Here is a 19905-nt window from a genome sequence, read left to right on the forward strand (position 1 = left end):
CGTGCCGGCCTCACTGCAGCAGGCGTTTTACCTCGCTTCTTCCTGGCTCTGGTGCATCGGCGCCTTCCTGCCCGTGCTCCTGCTGCGTGACTACGGATGGATCACCCTGACGGCCTTTACCCTCGCCAACGTAATCGGCGCCGCCGCCTTCGGATGGGTGATGACCCGCAACCGCCAGCCAACGTTCCTGGCCAGACACCGGCGGATGCTGCAGGTGTTTTCCCACGTCACGATCGCCTTTCAGCTGTTTTTCGTGGTCTGGCTCAGCGCGCTGGTGGGCTGGTGGCTGCTGCCGGTCATGCTAATGCTCGTGGGCCTGTTCTACCGAGCGGACAGCGTGATTGGTTGGGTAGCGGTTGGCCTGTTTATCCTGTCCATGGCCTTCTTTGGCGGCTACCTGATCGCCGAGCCCCCAATGGCAACGATCACCGCCCAACCGGGCTGGTGGCACACGCTCCTGCCCCTGGTGCTGGGCTTCGGCCTGTCACCCTACCTGGACCTGACCTTCCACCGCGCCTTGGAACGTAGCCCCAACCCCCGGTTGAGCTTCACCCTGGGCTTTGGCGTGTTCTTCCTCACGTTGCTGGTATTCGTGTTCGTCTATAGCGGCGGTCTCCAGGCTATGGCAGCCGGTAAGGGCTCACTGGATGTATCACTGCTCTGGCCCGTGATTGCCTTCATCGTAATGCAAACCGCCTTCACCGTCGCCGTTCACCTGAAAGAAGCCCAGCGCCATCAGCCCAAACCCTGGCGTTCCCGCCTGGTGGCCTATGGCGCCTACCTGGTCGGCCTCTCTGTGCTCCTGGGGCTCGGCACAACGGCCAGGGTGCCCTGGCTGGACCTGCCCATGACCGAACTGCTCTACAAGGGCTTCCTGCTCTTCTATGGGCTCGTGTTCCCGCTCTACCTGCTGCTGGGCAAGCGCCCGGCTTACTTCTGGGGTGCGCTGCTTGTGGCAGTGGTGCCTTACAGTGTGGGTTTTTTGGTTGGTGGGGATGCCCTGGTGGCGCTGAGTGTCAGTATGGTGTTTGTGGCTGGTTTTGTGGTGGTGCGGTTTGTTCGAGGTGGTGATCGGATTACAGCTCAATCGACGAAGTGACCGAAGGCTGGATCGAGGTAGGGATGTGCTCGCTAACAGGAATGGTGGGCCCAGCTGGACTCGAACCAGCGACCAAAGGATTATGAGAGCCTTGCGGCGGGTTATCGTAAAACCACACAGGTTCACAACGTCCCATAAAACAATTGCTTGGGAATTCTTAGGTGCACAGTAAACCACAGATAACCGCGCGCCTGTTGACGCGTTGTTGACACCTTTGGGCAGGCGCCTGATTGCGAAGTGGCTTCCCCGAGAAATTTAACGGTAGAAACTCTTGATAATTGCAGCCTAAAAGTCCTAAATACTTGTCACCGGGTGGCGGCCCGGTGACAAAGTATCCTTAATTGGTTGCTTTAATCTGGGGTTGAACGGTAGTGCTCTCGGACTTTCGTCCTTTTACCGTTCTTCCCTTTTCTTTCATGTGATGGCACATGTACCTTCTTTTTGCCTTTCTTTGTCATCGCCATGTTAGCTTTCTCCTAATAGACGTAGACGTTTAAGTTTTCATGAATCCACTGCCAGGCCTTTTTTGGTAGCCATCCTGCGTACTCATCTGTCGCTCCGATTACGAGCAGGTTGTCGTTTTTGTCTATCTTTGGGAGTAGCCTTTGAGTTACTTCCTTAGCCGATAGCGTCGTTGATACTAGCCATGTAGAGTCCAGGTAATGCCACCAATTACCGCATGACTTAATTGCCGAGTGCAGGGGCTCGTAGTTTTGCCCTGGTGAGTTCAGGTCGTATGTCACAATGTATGCAGACATGTCTTTTCCTCTTCATCGTTTTCGGTTTACGTCTTGGTATCACATATTGTGGTGACGCTCTGAGAGGATAACAGGATATTGTGTTCTGTGAATAAGAGAGGAACTATTGCCCAGGTGTTCCGGGCAAGGAAAATCAATGGAAAAAGACTTGAATTGTCGGTGAGCCCTGTAAAACGGGTAGTCGCTGGAAACCGGGGCGACCGTTTTTTCTCTCGTGCATACCAAAATTTAGGTGTGCTTCTGGGTTTTGTGTTGAGACACTAATGATGCGGGCTGTCTATTAAGCTTTCTAATACTGATTCAAGGGAATGAAGAATGTCTTGGTTGAAAATGTATTCGGCAGTCCTAGCCGCTATCCTTACCGCCTGGGTAATCATCTCGTTGGTTACCCTGGCTATCTGGTCGGCTTACCTTGATCACCAAATGGCGTCATTAAAAAGCCACTTCGAGCAATTCCGGGAAGAGATGTCTTCTGTTACCGGCGGTGACGGTTCACCCCAGTTTGGTGTTGTAGAGAGAACGCCGACCCCGGCAACAGAGCCTGATCAGCCGCCGGAAACAGAACGCTCAAAGCCAACGACTTCAGCCAGCGCAGTACAAACCAATAAAAAGATGTGTGAGTTCTGGCGGGCTGAGTACCAGAAGGATGCCACTTGGCAAAATGAAGGCTTTATGGAAATGGCGTGTATTCGGTACCGCAAGAGCTTGAGGGAGCTGCGTCAGTAGAGGAGATTATGCCGGTATGGCGGGTTTGTGCGAAATCTCGCACGTATACTGGCGAGATCGCCCCTCAAAATCCTGACTGAGCCCGGATGAATCGAGTCCACTGACCAGAACGACCGGGGGGGGCAGTGCCGACAGGATGTGTTGGCGAGCGCGACACCTGCGCACTGGTGTGATTACAGGGAGAGGTCTGCAATGTTCCGCTTTCTCCTGCATGGCGTTATTCCATCCCTCTCCTGGTGCTGAGTCGGCGCTTTAGCGTAGTATTGTCGGCTCAATGGATTTGAGTTAGGAGCTGCATTTTTGAAGAAGCAAGGCTTTGATGACCGTATAAGGCAACAGCGGATCGCTCGCGACCGCTACAAGCGAAGATTTCGGAAACTGCCTTCGTCAAAGCGTACCGGAGGTCTGTTGCCATCTTGGCGTATCGGTAATTCTGAGGTGATAGCCGCTCCTTCAAAATTAGAGCTAAACTCAGAGTACGTTCGTAGCGTATGTTTAGACTTTGTTTCAAAAGTTGAAGATTCCCTGAGTAATAACCGTGTTTATATTGACTTCTCCAGGTTAGAGGAAATAAGTGCTCCCGTTATTGTTTACCTTTACGCAAGATTCGAAGGGTTGAAAGAAAAATATGGTGGGGATTATTTGAGGTTGCATAAACTACCTCGACATAAATCAGCTAGAAACCATCTTTGTTGGTCTGGTCTCGAGTCATTGCTTAGAGGGAATGAGTTAGTTGTCGATTTTAATAGTAAAGACGTGATTCCGGTTTTCTCGGGCTTTGATACACGTCACGATGATATTGTTACATATGTAAATGCAAAAGTTTACGATGGTGAAATGCCTGCTACAGACCAGTGGGTTATGGGTGATGCACTATCTGAGGCATTTAATAATGTATTTCAGCATGCTTATCCTAATTATGCTGAGGATAAGAGGAAATGGTGGGCCATTTGCAATGTTATCGATAATCAACTCTTTCTTTCTATTTATGATGATGGCATCGGTATCCCTAATTCAATATTAAGACCTAATTCATGGATAAGGAAGATTTACAGCCTTGAGCACTTGATGGCAATTAAGAAGCATTCCCGTAAGATTAAGCTGGCAATGCAGTCTGGTGAGAATAGAAGGGACGAAGAGAAGCATGGTCAGGGTAGTGAAAGTTTTCGTCAGTTAATTAAAGAAAATCCAGAGGGAGAGCTTTGGGTTTTGAGTGGGAAAGGAATGTATATTAACTTCCAAGACCAGGGTAAGGATGTTGAAGATATAGCGGAATTTAAGAGGCCGTTATCAGGAACTCTGGTTCAATGGAATATTAAGGTAGGACGAAGTCATGCCTAAAGACTTTTTGATAGTTGTTGTTCGCGATTTTAGTACGCGACCTTATGGGCGCTACTATAAGGATGGTGATAGGAGTGGGGCCAAGTTTCGCGATGAATTTTTGTTGCCTGCATTGCAGAACAATGATCACGTTACTGTTGATTTAACAGGTTACAATCTATATGGAAGGTCGTTTATTGACGAGGCTTTCGGCGGACTGATACGGGAGGGTGGGTATTCATTATCCGATTTACAAGATAAGTTAACTATTCGTCACGATGATGTGCCCCCAGTTGTTGCCTTGGCATGGTCAAGGATAGCCCATGCGTCAAAGTCAAAAAAACGGTAAGGGTAGAAAGGTGAGTAAAGAAGTTTTTTACTTTATCAGTTGGGTGTTGGTCGCCTTTGGTTGGATGATATCGTTTTACTTGGCATATACAGCATTCAAAAGAGGGGAGGTTAGAAAGGCCGTCGATGCAATTGTCGAGAATATTGAGAAGTGCGCTAAGCTTTCATCTGATGCTTGGAAGGGAGAGGGTAAATCGGAAGTAATGTTTGAGCAGGAAATTAGCTCATTCGTTTCAAGGGTCAACATCTATAACAGGATAATAGAGAAAAAGTGTGGGGTTTTGTTTGTTGAGGATCGTCACTTCATTGACTTGTATGATCTGAGTTCCGGGTTTTCAGAAGATGAAAAAGATATTGATGTAGCGTCTAAGATTCATGAGTCTGATATTTTTTGTGGTGAGTTGATTTATGAGGTTGAACATAAGTATTATGAGTACTCCATGTCTAGGCGTTGGGCGGTGGCGTTAAGGAATTTTCCAGAAAAATATCCTGACTATTTTGGCGCTATAATTGTTTTTACTGCTTTAGGTTTCTTGTATTTGATGGTCCATAAGTTCGTGTGAATTTTGATTGTTGATAGTTCTCCCTGTTAATTCTGTAATTCCCTTTTTCGGTCCCCCTTGCCGAGCCTGGACGATCCTAGCCGCCAGGCAGAAATCTATCCGATTTTCAGGCTGCTCTCTGAACGAGCTTTTCCATATCCAGGCTAGTTTGCCCAGCCTCCGGGATCGTCTTTCCAGTCATGATCTGAGGGAAGACCTGGTTTAGAGCTTCCAGGTAGCACTCGTTCACCTTCTGTTTTCTTCCCCGAATATAGTCCCACTGTACCGGTTAATCTCGGTCAGCCCCTCATCTTCTTTGGCACCAGCTCTAATGCGACGAAGATTTCCATTGTCGGCTCTCTGATCACAAGCACTTTAAAATAGTGAAATATAATCACTCTTCCGGAGCAAGCAATGGGCATCTTGAGTAATTTCGTGGTTTGGGGTGCGGAATAGTGGACGGGCAGAGGCATATCATCGCTGATGACAGCGCCGTTCATAATCCAGGAGTGAAATGTTTGGCTAAATGGCCTCATGGAAAGGCAGGTAAAGGGCCTTTGAGAATTAAAGGCGTTGGGAAGGAAAGCGAAGGTATAAGTCTGTAAGTGGTGGGCCCAGCTGGACTCGAACCAGCGACCAAAGGATTATGAGTCCTCTGCTCTAACCAACTGAGCTATAGGCCCTTTTTCTTTCAAATTGCCCGGGAGGGCAGAAGCGGGCGCCATTATACCCATGAGTGGGGGCGCCCGCTACTGTGTTGGCAGCTTAGGCGCTGCCCTGGTCGTCTATGAAGCCGCGCAGGTGATCGGAGCGGGAAGGGTGGCGCAGTTTGCGCAGGGCCTTGGCTTCGATCTGGCGGATACGCTCACGGGTGACGTCGAACTGTTTGCCGACTTCCTCAAGGGTGTGGTCGGTGTTCATTTCGATACCGAAGCGCATGCGCAGTACCTTGGATTCGCGCGCGGTCAGGCCGGAGAGCACGGAGCGGGTGGCTTCGCGCAGGCCTTCGGCGGTGGCGGAATCGACAGGTGACAGGGCCTGGATGTCCTCGATGAAATCGCCCAGATGGCTGTCTTCGTCGTCGCCGATCGGGGTTTCCATGGAGATCGGCTCCTTGGCGATCTTCAGCACCTTGCGGATCTTGTCTTCAGGCATTTCCATGCGCTCGCCCAGCTCTTCCGGTGTGGGCTCGCGGCCCATTTCCTGGAGCATCTGACGGGACACGCGGTTGAGCTTGTTGATGGTCTCGATCATGTGCACCGGAATCCGGATGGTGCGGGCCTGGTCCGCAATGGAGCGGGTGATGGCCTGACGAATCCACCAGGTGGCGTAGGTCGAGAACTTGTAACCGCGACGGTATTCGAACTTGTCGACGGCCTTCATCAGGCCGATGTTGCCCTCCTGGATCAGGTCCAGGAACTGTAGGCCACGGTTGGTGTATTTCTTGGCAATGGAAATAACCAGACGCAGGTTGGCCTCAACCATTTCTTTCTTGGCGCGGCGGGCCTTGGCTTCGCCGATAGAGACGCGACGGTTGATTTCCTTGATGTCGGCCACGTCCAGGTCCACTTCAGTCTGGACGTTCTGGATGCGCTTTTGCAGGCGGACGATGTCGTCCAGGCGCTCGCCGATGGCGGCGGCGTAAGGCTTCTTCATGCCGGCGATTTCAGGCGCCCATTCCAGATCGGTCTCGTTGCCGGGGAACCACTTGATGAAGTCCTTGCGCGGCATTTTGCACTCGCGCACGCAGATCTGCATGATGGTGCGTTCGTTCTCGCGAACCAGGTCGTTGGTGGAGCGAACCACGTTCACCAGCTCTTCGAAGGCTTTGTTGGCCAGTTTGAACGGCGCGAAGACTTCACCCAGCTCGTTCAGGGCGTCCTGGGTTTTCTTGTGGCCACGGCCATGCTTTTCCAGGGCCGCATCTGCAGCAGCCAGCTTTTCTTTCAGCAGCTCGAAGCGCAGGCGGGTTTCTTCTGGATCCGGACCGTTGTCGTTTTCGTCTTCGCTGTTGTCATCGTCGTCATCGCTGTCGTTGTCAGACGCGGTGTCGGTGGCCGTTTCTTCTGGCATGAAGGGCTCGGCACCATCCGGGTCAAGGAAGCCGGTGACGATGTCGCTGATGCGGCCTTCGTTTTCGATGATGCGGTCGTAAGCCTGGATAACAGTGCCGACGGTGCCGGGGAAGTGAGCCACGGCGGCCATGACATCGCGGATGCCTTCTTCGATGCGCTTGGCGATAACGATTTCGCCTTCGCGGGTCAACAGCTCCACGGTGCCCATTTCGCGCATGTACATGCGAACCGGGTCGGTGGTGCGGCCAGCGTCGGTTTCAACGGCGGCGAGCGCGGCGGCGGCCTCAGCGGCAGCGGCTTCGTCGGCGGTGGAATCGCCTTCGGTCATCAACAGGGTATCGGCGTCCGGTGTTTCTTCGCACACCTGGATACCCATGTCGTTAATCATCCGGATGATGTCTTCTACCTGATCCGGATCCGCGATATCTTCCGGCAGGTGGTCGTTTACCTCGGCGTAAGTCAGGTAACCTTGTTCCTTGCCCCTGGCGATGAGGTCTTTCAAACGTGATTTTTGCGAATTGCCTGACATAGACACCCTGTGAACTCGCTTTTAAAAAGGAAAAAGTTAAACAGCCATTATAGCTGTCACGTAGTTTTGCTGCCACCAAGTGTTTAGATGGTGATCAGTTGCTATAGTTTCAAGTTATAGCTGCTCCGATGCGGCTTTTACTGACCGCCGCTGAGCGTTCTCAGCTCTTCCCGTTCCTCGGGGCTGAGCTTGGCCAGGTTCCGGAGCAGGGTTGCCAGTCGTTGCTGGCGCGCGGCTTCTTCGTTCGGGGTCAGCAGTTCTCTGGCAGCGGCCAGTGTGCTCTCCCGAGCCGGGATGTGCTCCAGTCCGTCGAACAGGTTGTAGAACCGGTCGCGGGCCTGTTTGTCCAGTGCCAGACCCGCCACCAAAGCCTTGCGGGTCTGTATGTTCTTGTCCTGTAGCCATCGGGCCAGTTGGCCGGCCTGGGGCAGTTGTCGGGTCCCTTCGGCCAGGGCGCCGACTTCGCGGGCCAGCTCGGGCGCTTCCAGCAGCGCCAGGCACAAGGTGTTGTCCTTGCTGAGCTTGACCTCCACCCGCTCCTCGGTCGGGCGTTCGGCCCGTTCGCCCCGCCAGCCCCGGTATTTCTTGCCGGAGCCGCGATTCTGCCACTGGCCCCCGTTGCCGCACAGCCGTAGCATTTCCTGCCACATGGCGTTGCGCAACGTGGTGCGCGGCATCTTGTTCAATAGCGGTTCTGCCCGGGCCCTGAGCTCGCTCCGGCCTTCCGGCAGTTGCAGGTCGAGCCCTTCGCTTTGCCGGTCGAACAGGTAGCGCGACAGCGGCGTGGCACCAGCCACGCGTTTTTCAAACGCCTCCCGGCCTTCTTTTCGCACCAGTGTGTCTGGATCTTCGCCATCCGGTAGCATCAGGAACTGGAGGTGCAGGCCGTCGGCCATGAGTTCCAGTGCATTTTCCATGGCCTTGTCGGCCGCCCTATAACCTGCCTGGTCACCATCGAAACAGAAAACGATGTGGCGCACGTGCCGGAGCAGGGCTTTAAGGCTGTCCTGGTTGGTGGCGGTGCCCAGTGTCGCCACTGCGTAGTGAATGCCGTGCTGTGCCAGGGCAATCACGTCCATATAACCTTCGACCACCAGCAGCCGGTCCAACTGGCGAATGGCCTGCCGGGCCTCGTGCAGGCCGTAGATCTCCCGGCTCTTGTGAAAGACATCGGACTCCGGGGAGTTGATGTACTTTGCCTTGTCATCGCCCAGGGTGCGGCCGCCAAAAGCGACGGTTTTGCCCCGGCCGTTCCGGATCGGAAACATGACCCGGTTGCGGAATAAATCCCGCGGGCGGCCGTATTTGTTGGAAACGGTGCCGGTTTCGATCAGCGGTGCTTTCAGGTCTTTCGGGGCGGCGTCGAACAGTGCCGTACCGGTACCCGGGGCGAAGCCCAGCTGGTATTGCTGGATAATGGCGTCGTCCAGCCCGCGTTGTTTCAGGTAATCCCGGGCATAGGTGCCTTGTTGGCTGGCCAGGGCTGAATGGTAATAGCGGCTGGCGAAATCCAGCGCGTCGGTCAGCGTTCTGGCCTGCTGGATGTCTTCCTGGGCGGCGCGATCGTAAGGCACTTCCAGCCCGGCCAGCTTGGCCAGTTCTTCCACGGCTTCGGTAAACCCCAGGCCTTCGAATTCACGGACAAAGCTGATGGCGTCGCCGCTGGCCCCGCAGCCAAAGCAATGATAGAAACCTTTGTCGGGACGAACATTGAACGACGGTGTTTTTTCGTCGTGAAACGGACAGCAGGCCTTGTAGTTGGCGCCGGCTTTTTTCAGGGTGATGCGGGATCCGATCAAGGCTGCCAGATCGGTGCGATCAAGCAGGTCTTCCACGAATCGTTGAGGGATCATTCCGCTCATCTTGGCTCCACATCGCCCAGGTGCCCTGGAAGTCGGCTTTCGCCATAGCCAAAAATGCCGCCGAAGCCAGGCCCCGGCGGCATTTTCAGTATACCGATAGAGGTGCTGGCCTCTGCCGGTAATCAGTTACTGCGCTAACGCTCGCCTGAACTCAGTACAGACGCTCGAATTTGCGCTGCTCCCGCTGAAGCTTCTTGAGATGACGCTTAACGGCGGCAGCTGCTTTACGCTTGCGAACAGCGGTCGGCTTTTCGTAGTGTTCACGACGACGTACTTCAGACAGTACACCGGCCTTTTCGCAGGAACGCTTGAAGCGACGCAGTGCTACGTCAAACGGTTCATTCTCTTTCACTTTAACAGCTGGCATTCGAAAATCACCTACCTGATAGATTCGGTTTCAATTTGTTCCACCCGGAATGATTCGGGCGGCTCGATTCCTGGTCAGATTGGCTAAAACTCGACCAGCGAATGATTAAGGTCGGCAATGATAGCGGTTGGGCAGGTTCAGGTCAATCATTGTTCAGCGAAACTGACGGAGCCTTTCGGGTTTCTGCTAAAATGCCGACTTTCCATTTCTCAGCCCTCGGACAAGCCCTGACTATGCTGATTCTCGGTATTGAAACCTCCTGCGATGAAACCGGTGTGGCCCTGTTGGATGATGAACAGGGGCTGCTGGCTCACGCTCTCTACAGCCAGGTTGATCTGCACGCGGATTATGGCGGCGTGGTGCCGGAACTGGCTTCCCGGGATCACGTGCGCAAGCTGTTGCCGTTGTGTGACCAGGTGCTGGCCGAGGCCGGGAAAACACGGCAGGACCTTGAAGGTATCGCCTATACCGCCGGCCCCGGCCTGGTGGGCGCCCTGATGGTGGGTGGTTCGGTGGCCCATGCCCTGGGGTTTGCGTTGGGCATTCCCGTGCTGGGAGTTCATCACATGGAGGGGCATCTGCTGGCGCCCATGTTGGAGGACAACCCGCCGGCGTTCCCGTTTGTGGCCTTGCTGGTCTCCGGCGGGCACACCCAACTGGTGCGGGTTGATGGCATTGGTGAATACGAAATGCTGGGTGAATCGGTGGACGATGCCGCCGGTGAAGCCTTCGACAAGACTGCAAAAATGCTGGGGCTGGATTATCCCGGTGGCCCCCGAGTAGCGGCATTGGCGGAAAAAGGTCGGGAAGGGAAGTACCGGTTCCCCCGCCCGATGACCGATCGGCCCGGCCTGGATTTTAGTTTCAGTGGCTTGAAGACCTTTACCCTGAATACCGTCAATGCCGCAAAAGACGAGGGGCGATTCGATGAGCAGGTTCAGGCCGACATCGCCCTGGCGTTTGAGTCTGCGGTGGTGGACACGCTGACCATCAAGTGCCGCCGGGCGCTGGAGCAGACCGGTTGCAAGCGTTTGGTGATTGCCGGTGGTGTGAGTGCCAACAAGCGTCTGCGCGCGGGGTTGGAGAAGATGGCGGAGAAACAGAATGCCTCGGTGTTTTACGCCCGCCCGGAATTCTGCACGGATAACGGGGCGATGATTGCCTACGCCGGGGCTCAGCGCCTGAGGGGCGGGCAGCGCGATGGTGAGCGCATTGTGTCGGTGCCCCGGTGGCCGATGAATACGCTGCCGCCAGTTCATCAGCCCCGAGCCAACGGCCTGGTGGACTAAAGCCCCGTCTCACGCCCCTGGGCCAGGCGAATCAGGTTGTTGCGGTGGCGCACCACGATCAACAGTGCCAGTAAGCCGAACAACGGCAGGGTCTCCGGTTCCAGCAGGGCGCTGATCACCGGGCCACTGACGATGGCAATGATCGAGGCCACGGCGGAAATGCGCCAGCGCCACATGATCACCAGCCACAGCGCGGCCATGATCAACGTGGTTAACGGGGCGAGCGCCAGGCCGGCCCCCAGGGCGGTGGCCACGCCCTTGCCACCCTTGAAGCGGAAGAAAGCCGGGATCATGTGCCCGGTGACTGCGCACAAAGCGACCATGGCCTGCACCAGGATCGAAAAATCGGCCAGGTGCGCCAGCCAGACCGGCACCCACCCCTTCAGTGCATCCAGCCCCAGTGTGATGGCGGCGGGCTCCCAGCCGCCCACCCGGTAGACGTTGGTGGCGCCTGGGTTACCCGAGCCCAGTGCCCTGGGGTCCGGCAGTTTCAAGTACCGGCAGACCACCACCGCAAACAGCACCGAGCCGACCAGGTAGGCGGCGATGCAGAGCATGACAATCAGGATCGGGTTGCTGTGTACATCCATGGTCTGTTTGGGGTGGCGCAGACGCCAGCGGGTATTCTGTGAGAAAATCGTGAGCATTAATTGCCACAGGAAGGCCATACACTAGCCGGTACCTGTGCACTATTCAATCAGCCTTGAGTGTGAGACAACGGGAGCCCGGTTTGGCAGACAGCGTATTTATTGACGGCCTGGCGGTCGAAACGGTGATTGGCGTTTATGACTGGGAACGGGAAATTACCCAGCGGTTGCTGGTGGACCTGGAGATGGCCTGGGATAACCGGGTGCCAGCCGCCAGTGACGATGTGGCCGATGCCCTGGATTACGCGGCGGTCAGTGAACGGGTGACTCAGCGCTTGCAGGCCTTGAAGCCGGAACTACTGGAAACAGCGGCGGAAGTACTGGCGCAGATGCTGATGGAGGAGTTTGGTGTGCGCTGGTTGCGCCTGACGCTGAATAAGCCCGGCGCGGTGCCGTCGGCACGGAATGTCGGTATCCGCATTGAGCGGGGCGAGCGTCCGTGAGCCGGGTGTACATCAGCATTGGCAGTAACATTGAGCGCTACCGACATGTGACGGCAGCGCTGGATGCATTGGCGGACTGGTTTGGGGAACTGCTGATATCACCGGTCTACGAGACCGAACCGGTGGGGTTTAACGGTTCCAATTTCCTGAATCTGGTGGTTGGTATTGATACCGACTGGTCCGTGGGGGAGTTGAGCCGTCGGTTCAAACAGCTCGAGCGGGACAACGGCCGGCAGGTGAACGCGCGCAAATTCAGCCCCCGCACGCTGGATCTGGATATCCTGACCTATGACGATGCCGCCGGTACCGTTGATGGCGTGTCGCTGCCCCGGGCCGAAATTCTCAAGAACGCTTTCGTGCTCCAGCCCCTGGCCGATATTGCCCCGGAGGAGCGGCACCCGGTATGCGGGCAGTCCTATCGCCAGTTGTGGCAGGCGTACGACCAGGAACAAAGCCTTTGGCCGGTTGCCTTCAATTGGCAGGGACAGCTCATCTCACGGCCGGTTGGCTGCACGGAATAGGTTGATCAGGTTATCGGTGGCGCTGTCGCTATCCGCCGAGGCCTGCGCACCGTCCGTCAGGCGGGGCAGAATCTCGTTACCAATCTGCTTGCCCAGCTCCACACCCCACTGATCAAAGCAGTCGATGTCCCAGATCACGCTCTGGACGAACGTGCGATGTTCGTAGAGGGCAATCAACGCGCCCAGCGTCTTGGGTGTAACCTTATCCATTAACAGGATGTTGCTTGGCTGGTTGCCGGGGATGACCTTATGGGGCGCCAGCGTTTCTGCCGCCGCCTCTTCCATGCCGCTGTCCAGTAACTCCTGTTTGGCTTCCGCCCGGGTCTTGCCCGCCATCATGGCGCGGGCCTGGCTCAGGCAGTTGGCAAACAGGTTGGCGTGGTGTTCGTTCACCGGGTTGTGGGACTGCAGCGGGATGATGAAATCCGCCGGTACCAGTCGGGTGCCCTGGTGAATCAGCTGGTGGTAGGCATGTTGTCCATTGGCGCCAACGCCACCCCAGAGGATCGGCCCGGTGGCGTAATCCACCGGCTGGCCCTGCTGGGTGACCCGCTTGCCATTACTTTCCATGTCCAGTTGCTGCAGGTGGTCGGGCAGGAACTGCAGGTACTCATCGTAGGGCAGCACGGCGTGGGTTTCGGCGCCCCAGAAGTTGTTGTACCAGACGCTGAGCAGGGCCATGAGTACCGGAAGGTTTTGCGCTGTGGGCGCCTCGGCAAAGTGTCGGTCCATGTCGTGGGCACCTTCCAGCAAGGCATGGAAGTGCTCCATCCCGAGCGTCAGCGCGATGGGCAGGCCGATGGCGGACCATAGCGAATAGCGGCCCCCCACCCAGTCCCACATGGGGAAGATGTTGTGTTCATCGATGCCAAAGTGTTTGGCGTCTTTGATGTTGGTGGTGACCGCGAGGAAGTGCCGGGCAATAGCTGCGACGTCGCCACCGTGAGTAAGGAACCACTCCCGTGCCACCAGGCTGTTGCTCAGGGTTTCCTGGGTGCGGAAGGATTTGGATTGCACCAGAAAAAGCGTGGTTTCCGGGTTCAGTTTCTTCAGGGTTTCCTGGATGTCGGTGCCGTCGATGTTGGCCACAAAGTGGCAGTTCATGCCTTCGCGGGCATAGGGCGCCAAGGCTTCGACCACCAGTTTGGGGCCCAGGAAAGAACCGCCAATGCCAATGCTGACAACGTCGGTAAAGGGCTTGTCGCTGTAGCCGGTTCGCTCACCCTGGTGTACGGCTTTAACCAGCGTTTCCATGCGTTCCAGGGTGGCCTGGATTTCCGGCACCACATTCTGGCCGTTCACCCGTACCTCGGAGCCTGCAGGCTGGCGCAGGGCGGTATGCAGGGCCGGGCGGTTTTCGGTGGGATTGACGATGTCACCACGAAGCAGGGCTGCGCGACGCTCCGGCAGGCCGCAGGCGCCGGCCAGGGCGTCCAGTGCCTGGAGTACCTCATCGGTCAGGCGGTTGCGGGAGAAGTCCAGCGTCAGGCCTGCGGCGGATGCCAGGTAGCGCTGCGCACGCCGAGGGTCGCGGTCGAACAGGTCGCGCAGGTTTGTTTGCGCCAATTGGTCCCTGAGTGCGGTCAGCGCCCGCCACTCTGGCCGCTGGGTCAGCCCCTGAAGTGTGTGCGGCATCAGCGTGTCCTTTTTATGATTGTCAGCGGCTGAGGGAAAGGTTGTCGATCAGCCGGGTGGTGCCCAGGAAAGCGGCAACCAGCAGCGTCAGTTCCCGGTCTTCGTCGGTAGCCGGCTTGAGAGTCTGGCTGCTGACAATGTTGAAGTAGTCAGGGCGCAAACCCGCTTCCGCCAGCACGTTCTGTGCTTCCTGCTCCAGTGCCTGAAAATCGGACCGGCCCTGTTGCAGTTGTTCCGCCACCCGGTTCAGTGTCTGGAAGACGATGGGGGCGGTCGCCCGCTCTTCTTCCGACAGGTAACCGTTGCGAGAGCTCTTGGCCAGGCCGTCTTCTTCACGCACGGTAGGCGCACCCACCACATTGACGGGGATCATCAGGTCGCGGACCATTTTCTTGATCACCGCCAGTTGCTGGAAGTCCTTCTCGCCAAACACGGCCACATCGGGCTGGACCATGTTGAAGAGCATGGCCACCACCGTTGCCACCCCTTCAAAATGCCCGGGGCGGCTGGCACCGCAATGCCCTTCACTCACTTCCGGCACCAGTACTTTGGTCTGGCGGGCCATACCTTCAGGATAGACCTCGTCCACAGACGGCGCGAATACCAGGGTGTTGCCGGCTTCGGCCAGCTTGTCCTGATCTTCCTGGAGGGTCCGGGGGTACTTGTCCAGGTCTTCGTTGGCGCCGAACTGCATGGGGTTCACGAAGATGCTGGTGACCACAATATCCGCCGCCTCGCTGGCTTTGCGCACCAGCGAAATGTGGCCTTCGTGCAGGTTACCCATGGTAGGCACCAGGCCAATGGTTTTGCCCTGCTGGCGATAATTACGCAGGATCGAACGCAGTTCTTTCAGGGAATGTACGGTTCTCATGCCTTGAACGTATGCTCCTCAGCGGGGAATGAGCGCGCTTTCACGGCTTGGGCATAGGCGGCGATGGCCTCCGGAATGGAAGCGGTCTCCGCCAGGAAATTCTTCACAAAACGTGGCTTACGGCCCGGGGTCAGACCCAGCATGTCGTAAACCACCAGGACCTGGCCATCGGTGTCGGAGCCGGCGCCAATGCCAATCACCGGGGCTTTTACAGCCTGGGTGATGCGGGCGGCCAGGGGCGCCGGCACGCACTCGAGCAGGATAACGTCGGCCCCGGCGGCTTCGAGCTCGCAGGCGTGTTCGATCATCGCCTCGGCGGCTTTTTCATCCCGGCCCTGGACCTTGTAGCCGCCAAACTTGTTCACGAACTGGGGCGTCAGGCCCAGGTGGGCGCATACTGGCACGCCGCGTTCGCTCAGGGCTTCGATGGTGTCCCGCATCCAGTCGGTGCCTTCGAGCTTGACCATGTGAGCGCCGGCACGCATCAGTTCGGCGGCGTTGTCCAGCGCGTCGGCCACCGTGCCGTACGACATGAACGGCATGTCGGCCATGATCAGCGAGCCCTTGTTACCCTGGGCCACACAGCGGGTGTGGTAGACCATGTCGTCCATGGTGACCGGGATGGTGCTGTCCTGGCCCTGTAGAACCATGCCCAGTGAGTCACCAATCAGGATTACATCGACGCCCGCTTCACTGACTACCTGGGCGAACGTGGAGTCGTAGGAGGTGAGGGCGGAAAAGGCTTCGCCCTTCTGTTTGTATTCCCGCAGGGTATTGATGGTAACTGCCATAAGATCCTTGCCTTTTGGGTGGATGGGCCGTCAGCAGCCGGGGTTGCCGGCGTTTTAAAGTTCTCTAGATTAATACCCGGTCTGGGCGGAAACAAGAGCATGGCTGTGGCACGACGGCCTGTTCAGTTACGCGCCAGGGGCGGTAGTTTGCGCAAGCCGTTGTCCGGACACTGCAGGCGCAATTCTCGGATGGCCTGCCCGCATGGCAGGGTAATATCCGGGGCCAGGTCCAGCAGCGGCTGCAGGGCAAAATCCCGGTTGGCCAGCTCAGCATGGGGTACGGTCAGGCGTTCATCCTGGATGCAGTCATTGCCGAACACCAGGATGTCCAGATCCAGGGTGCGCGGTCCCCAATGCTGGAGGCGTTCCCGGCCATGGGCCTGTTCGATGTGTTGCAGGTGGTCCAGCAACTGGTGGGCCGTCAATGTGGTGACAAGGTGGACGGCGCCGTTGATAAAGTCCGGCTGGTCCTGCGGGCCCACGGGCCGGCTGGCGTAGAACGGCGACTGCGCCACCAGGGTGGTTTGAGGCAGCATGGCCAGCTCGCTGATGGCCCGGGCGAGTTGTTCGGCTGGGTCCGCCAGATTACTGCCCAGGCCAATGTAGGCGTCAGTGCTCATTGCTGCGGCCGTTTATGGGATGGCTTGCGTTTCTTGCGTTTCTTGCGCGGGGCACTGGTGCCCAGCTGGGCGATCATTTTGGACTGCCCGGATTCGTCGGCATTCTGGAAGTCTGTCCACCACTGGCCGAGGCCGGGTTCAATTTCACCAGCTGATTCGCGTACCAGCAGGAAATCGTAGGCGGCGCGGAAACGTGGGTGGGTGAGGGTACCGAACGCGCGCTTGCCCTGACGCCGTGGCAGTCGCATCTGGAGCTCCCAGATTTCCTTCATGGGTCCGGAGAAGCGCTTGGGAATGGCGGTGGAGTGCACCTGCTCGCCAATCACGCGGGCGATAGCGCCATGTAGTGCCGGTTGTACCGGGTCGCCGTGATCCTGTCGCCGGCGCCATTCCGCCTGGAGGGCAGGCCATAGCATGGCGGCGAACATGAAGTAGGGGGTAACGGATTTGCCGCGGGCAATGCGGGCATCGGTATTGCGAAGGGCCTGGCGGATCAATTCATCCGATTCGCCGGCATCAATGGCCGCAGCGGTTTCCGGGAACAGTGGCGCCAGCAGATTGTATTCCCGTAGCAGGTCATAAGTAACCTCCCCATGCCCGGCAGAGAGGAGTTTCAGCACCTCATCAAACAGTCGGGCCGGGGGGATGTTTGTCAGCAGCGGCGCCATCTCCCGGATCGGTGCCCGGGTTTCCGGTTCGATTTCAAAGCCCAGTTTGCCGGCGAATCGAATCGCCCTGAGCATGCGCACCGGGTCTTCCCGATAACGGGTTTCCGGGTCGCCAATCAGACGAATCAAGCCGTTTTTAAGGTCCTGCACGCCGTTGGCGTAATCGATAACGGTGAAGTCTCGAATGCAGTAGTACAGCGCATTGATGGTGAAATCACGACGCAGCGCATCCTCTTCCTGGGAGCCGTAGACGTTATCGCGCAGTAACTGGCCGTGTTCCGAAGTTTTGTGCTCATGGTCGCCGACTTCGTCCTCCACGTCCTTGGCATTGCCCCGGAAGGTGGTTACTTCAATCACCTCCCGACCAAAAATGACATGCACAATTCGGAACCGGCGGCCAATCAGGCGGGAGTTGCGGAACAGGTCGTGCACTTCTTCGGGGGTGGCGTTGGTGGCAATGTCAAAGTCCTTGGGCTTGCCGCCCAGAAGGATGTCCCGCACGCCGCCACCGACCAGGTAGGCTTCATACCCGGCTTTATTGAGGCGATGCAGCACTTTTTTGGCCGGCTCGCTGATCATCGAGCGAGAGACATTGTGCTGATCTCGCGGGATCTCCTGCCGCTGGTATTGTCTGGCTTTCTTCTTACCGTTACCGGGCATGAATGAGCGGATTCTTTCTACAAGTCGATTTGGCATGGAAGTCCGTGATTGCTCTGAGCAAAACGGGAAGTTTACCGGTTTGGACAGGATTTGCCCATGTCTGGAAGGTTTCGGTCACGGAATCGGGCGCCATGGGCGGGAAAATGGAAGGGCCAATAATTAAAAGGCGGGTCCGCTTTCGCGAACCCGCCCTGAAATGGTTGCCGATCTGCATTGTTCTTGTTTTTGCCGGGCTTTTTGTTGTTGTTCCCGTTATTTGCCCTTTTCGGGCATTAAGCAGTGCAAACGGAAAGCTTTGAATACGCAGAGTGGTCAGTAGCAGGGTGCAAGCTGAGGATTAATGTAGCGCTGCCTTCAGGCATTTATTTTTCTCTACACTGTCCACTTGCAACCGCCGTGGGATCACTAAAAAGCATAGTACCCAAAACGCTCAGTTCGCTTACGCCCTATTTTTGTTTTTGTTACCGGGCGCTCGGTGCAGCTTTTTGTTTTTATTGTGTCGCTGCGTTGTCACTTTTGTTTTTGTTGTTGTGCGCTTAATCGTCTGCAGAGCGTGTGCCAGTTTTTGTAAATCGTTAAAAATCAGTGAGTTAATATTTTTGTGGAGGTAAGTGTTACCCCGTATACGAGGGGATGTGTTACTGGCGGGCCGGTGTTACCGGAGGAGTTGTTACCGTGAGGAACAGGCAGGTAACAGTGGGCGGGAGCCGTCTGGTCAGCTCCCGCTATTGCCTGATGTTTTTTTTCGAGGAATACCGAGCCGCTGCCGGCGTTCCCAGAGCGATTTCCGGCTGATGCCCAGTTTGTGGGCCAATTCGGTTTCGCTCATCCGGTCCTGGTTCTCCAGGACGTAGTGCTGGAAATAATCTTCCAGTGACAGGTCGTTTGCCGGTTCCGGGGTGGCTGGCGACGTGGCTTCGTTGCCACCTTCGACGAGAGTTTCCGGAATAAACTCGTCGTCCGGTTCGCTGTCCAGATCCAGGACGGCCGGGGTGATGACATCGCTGTCTGCCAGGATGGAGGCCCGTTCAATGGCATTTTCCAGCTCCCGCACGTTGCCTGGCCAGGGGTAACGTTCCAGCAGTTGCATGGCTTCCGGGCTGAGGTTGAGTGTGGGCCGCTCCAGTTTGTCGGCCTGTTGTTGCAGGAAGCGCTGTGCCAGGCCAAGGATGTCGGCCCGCCGCTCACGCAGTGGCGGGATGCGAATCTGCATCACATTCAGTCGGTAATAGAGGTCTTCCCGGAACTCGCCGGTGCGGGTCATGGCCTTCAGGTTGCGGTGGGTGGCCGCAATCATGCGCACATTCACCTTCCGGCTCTGGGTGGAGCCGACCCGGCGAATCTCGCTTTCCTGCAATACCCGCAGCAGGCGCGCCTGGGCTTCGGCAGGGAGCTCACCGATCTCGTCCAGGAACAGGCTGCCGCCATCGGCGGCTTCAATCAGCCCGGTGCGGGCCGATACGGCACCGGTGAACGAGCCTTTCTCATGGCCGAACAGTTCCGACTCGATCAGGCTCTCCGGAATGGCCGCGCAGTTCACCGAGATTAACGGTTTGTTTGCCCTGGGGCTGAGCAGGTGCAGGGCGCGTGCGGCCAGTTCTTTCCCGGTTCCGGATTCGCCCTGAATGAGTACCGTGGATTCGGTCGGTGCCACCTTGCGAATCAGGGTGAAGACTTTCTGCATGGCTTCGCATTGGCCATACATGATGCCCGACGGGTCGTTCTGCTGGCTGTTCGCCGCGCCGGTATTGCTGGTTTCGGTTGCGGCCGGAGTGTCTCCGGTCTTGCGCGCGAGGATGCTTTCCACCGCCGCCAGCATTTCGTCGTGGTCAAACGGCTTGGCGATGTAATCCACCGCACCCATCTTCATGGAATCGACCGCCGAGCGCAGGCTGGCGTAACTTGTCATGATCAGTACGGGGGTGTTGGGAGCCCGGTTGATCATTTCCGTACCGGCGGCGCCCGGTAGTCGCAGGTCGGTGATGATCAGGTCAAAGTTTTCCGGTTCCTGCTCTTCCGCAGCTTCCACTGAGACGGCGTCAGCGACCTCATAACCGGCATGTTGCAGCAGTTTGCGCACGGCTGAGCGAATGATGTCTTCGTCTTCAACAATCAGAATGCGGGGCATAGGGCG

19 protein-coding genes and 1 tRNA gene are annotated in these 19905 nt (G+C 56.9%); 9 read left to right on the plus strand and 11 right to left on the minus strand.

Annotated features, from left to right (window positions below):
* The first annotated feature begins 1 nt into the window (after nt 1).
* The 5 genes from BY454_RS09470 (at nt 2) to BY454_RS09495 (ending at nt 4814) form a co-directional block, all read left to right on the plus strand.
* On the plus strand, nt 2-1099 hold the full coding sequence (locus BY454_RS09470; RefSeq protein ID WP_146082701.1) for a hypothetical protein: 1098 nt from the start codon (nt 2-4) through the stop codon (nt 1097-1099).
* A 1073-nt stretch (nt 1100-2172) separates the two neighbouring features.
* Nucleotides 2173-2583, plus strand: coding sequence for a hypothetical protein (locus tag BY454_RS09480; RefSeq protein WP_104416294.1), 411 nt, complete (start codon nt 2173-2175; stop codon nt 2581-2583).
* Nucleotides 2584-2883: 300 nt separating this feature from the next.
* The gene (locus tag BY454_RS16775) at nt 2884-3924 is read left to right on the plus strand and encodes a hypothetical protein (protein ID WP_146082702.1); all 1041 of its coding nucleotides are present in this window, start codon (nt 2884-2886) and stop codon (nt 3922-3924) included.
* On the plus strand, nt 3917-4252 hold the full coding sequence (locus BY454_RS09490; protein ID WP_104416296.1) for an STAS-like domain-containing protein: 336 nt from the start codon (nt 3917-3919) through the stop codon (nt 4250-4252). The genes BY454_RS16775 and BY454_RS09490 overlap by 8 nt, the downstream gene beginning before the upstream one ends.
* Entirely contained in the window at nt 4227-4814 is a 588-nt protein-coding gene (locus BY454_RS09495; RefSeq protein ID WP_104416297.1) for a hypothetical protein, read from the plus strand. The genes BY454_RS09490 and BY454_RS09495 overlap by 26 nt, the downstream gene beginning before the upstream one ends.
* A 585-nt stretch (nt 4815-5399) precedes the next feature.
* Here BY454_RS09495 and BY454_RS09505 read toward each other — a convergent pair.
* From BY454_RS09505 to rpsU, 4 genes are all read right to left on the minus strand, one after another.
* Nucleotides 5400-5476: transfer RNA gene (locus BY454_RS09505), tRNA-Ile, on the minus strand.
* 82 nt (nt 5477-5558) lie between these two features.
* Nucleotides 5559-7397: an RNA polymerase sigma factor RpoD gene (gene rpoD / locus BY454_RS09510; protein WP_104416299.1), complete on the minus strand. Its 1839-nt coding sequence runs from the start codon at nt 7395-7397 to the stop codon at nt 5559-5561.
* Nucleotides 7398-7534: 137 nt separating this feature from the next.
* Entirely contained in the window at nt 7535-9259 is a 1725-nt protein-coding gene (gene dnaG, locus BY454_RS09515; RefSeq protein WP_104416300.1) for a DNA primase, read from the minus strand.
* 151 nt (nt 9260-9410) lie between these two features.
* Nucleotides 9411-9626, minus strand: coding sequence for a 30S ribosomal protein S21 (gene rpsU, locus BY454_RS09520; RefSeq protein WP_007153483.1), 216 nt, complete (start codon nt 9624-9626; stop codon nt 9411-9413).
* 233 nt (nt 9627-9859) lie between these two features.
* Here rpsU and tsaD point away from each other — a divergent pair, with 233 nt between their 5' ends.
* Nucleotides 9860-10915: a tRNA (adenosine(37)-N6)-threonylcarbamoyltransferase complex transferase subunit TsaD gene (gene tsaD / locus BY454_RS09525; protein ID WP_104416326.1), complete on the plus strand. Its 1056-nt coding sequence runs from the start codon at nt 9860-9862 to the stop codon at nt 10913-10915.
* Here tsaD and plsY read toward each other — a convergent pair.
* Nucleotides 10912-11505: a glycerol-3-phosphate 1-O-acyltransferase PlsY gene (gene plsY / locus BY454_RS09530; RefSeq protein ID WP_104416327.1), complete on the minus strand. Its 594-nt coding sequence runs from the start codon at nt 11503-11505 to the stop codon at nt 10912-10914. The two genes, tsaD and plsY, sit on opposite strands and share 4 nt — an antisense overlap.
* Nucleotides 11506-11645: 140 nt before the next feature.
* Here plsY and folB point away from each other — a divergent pair, with 140 nt between their 5' ends.
* Together folB and folK (BY454_RS09540) are read left to right on the plus strand one after the other, a co-directional pair.
* Nucleotides 11646-12005 carry a dihydroneopterin aldolase gene (folB, locus tag BY454_RS09535; RefSeq protein WP_104416301.1) on the plus strand — a complete coding sequence of 120 codons (360 nt, stop codon included), beginning with the start codon at nt 11646-11648 and terminating at the stop codon, nt 12003-12005.
* On the plus strand, nt 12002-12526 hold the full coding sequence (folK, locus tag BY454_RS09540; RefSeq protein WP_104416302.1) for a 2-amino-4-hydroxy-6-hydroxymethyldihydropteridine diphosphokinase: 525 nt from the start codon (nt 12002-12004) through the stop codon (nt 12524-12526). The genes folB and folK (BY454_RS09540) overlap by 4 nt, the downstream gene beginning before the upstream one ends.
* Here folK (BY454_RS09540) and pgi read toward each other — a convergent pair.
* The 5 genes from pgi to pcnB all read right to left on the minus strand — a co-directional run bounded on the left by pgi (nt 12500) and on the right by pcnB (nt 17807).
* A complete protein-coding gene (pgi, locus tag BY454_RS09545) occupies nt 12500-14161 on the minus strand; it encodes a glucose-6-phosphate isomerase (RefSeq protein ID WP_104416303.1) in 1662 nt (553 codons plus the stop codon). The genes folK (BY454_RS09540) and pgi overlap by 27 nt on opposite strands.
* A 22-nt stretch (nt 14162-14183) precedes the next feature.
* Complete coding sequence (panC, locus tag BY454_RS09550; RefSeq protein WP_104416304.1) at nt 14184-15032, minus strand: pantoate--beta-alanine ligase; 849 nt, start codon at nt 15030-15032, stop codon at nt 14184-14186.
* Entirely contained in the window at nt 15029-15823 is a 795-nt protein-coding gene (panB, locus tag BY454_RS09555; RefSeq protein WP_104416305.1) for a 3-methyl-2-oxobutanoate hydroxymethyltransferase, read from the minus strand. The genes panC and panB overlap by 4 nt, the downstream gene beginning before the upstream one ends.
* Before the next feature lie 122 nt (nt 15824-15945).
* Nucleotides 15946-16443 carry a 2-amino-4-hydroxy-6-hydroxymethyldihydropteridine diphosphokinase gene (folK, locus tag BY454_RS09560; RefSeq protein ID WP_104416306.1) on the minus strand — a complete coding sequence of 166 codons (498 nt, stop codon included), beginning with the start codon at nt 16441-16443 and terminating at the stop codon, nt 15946-15948.
* Entirely contained in the window at nt 16440-17807 is a 1368-nt protein-coding gene (pcnB, locus tag BY454_RS09565) for a polynucleotide adenylyltransferase PcnB (protein ID WP_104416307.1), read from the minus strand. The genes folK (BY454_RS09560) and pcnB overlap by 4 nt, the downstream gene beginning before the upstream one ends.
* Between pcnB and BY454_RS16875 the strand changes: the two genes are divergently transcribed.
* Nucleotides 17774-18070 carry a hypothetical protein gene (locus BY454_RS16875; RefSeq protein WP_181049679.1) on the plus strand — a complete coding sequence of 99 codons (297 nt, stop codon included), beginning with the start codon at nt 17774-17776 and terminating at the stop codon, nt 18068-18070. The genes pcnB and BY454_RS16875 overlap by 34 nt on opposite strands.
* Nucleotides 18071-18486: 416 nt before the next feature.
* Here BY454_RS16875 and BY454_RS09575 read toward each other — a convergent pair whose 3' ends face one another.
* Nucleotides 18487-19899, minus strand: coding sequence for a sigma-54-dependent transcriptional regulator (locus tag BY454_RS09575; protein ID WP_104416308.1), 1413 nt, complete (start codon nt 19897-19899; stop codon nt 18487-18489).
* Nucleotides 19900-19905: the final 6 nt, after the last annotated feature.

The sequence above is a fragment of the Marinobacter persicus genome, from assembly GCF_002934325.1.
GTDB lineage: Bacteria > Pseudomonadota > Gammaproteobacteria > Pseudomonadales > Oleiphilaceae > Marinobacter > Marinobacter persicus_A.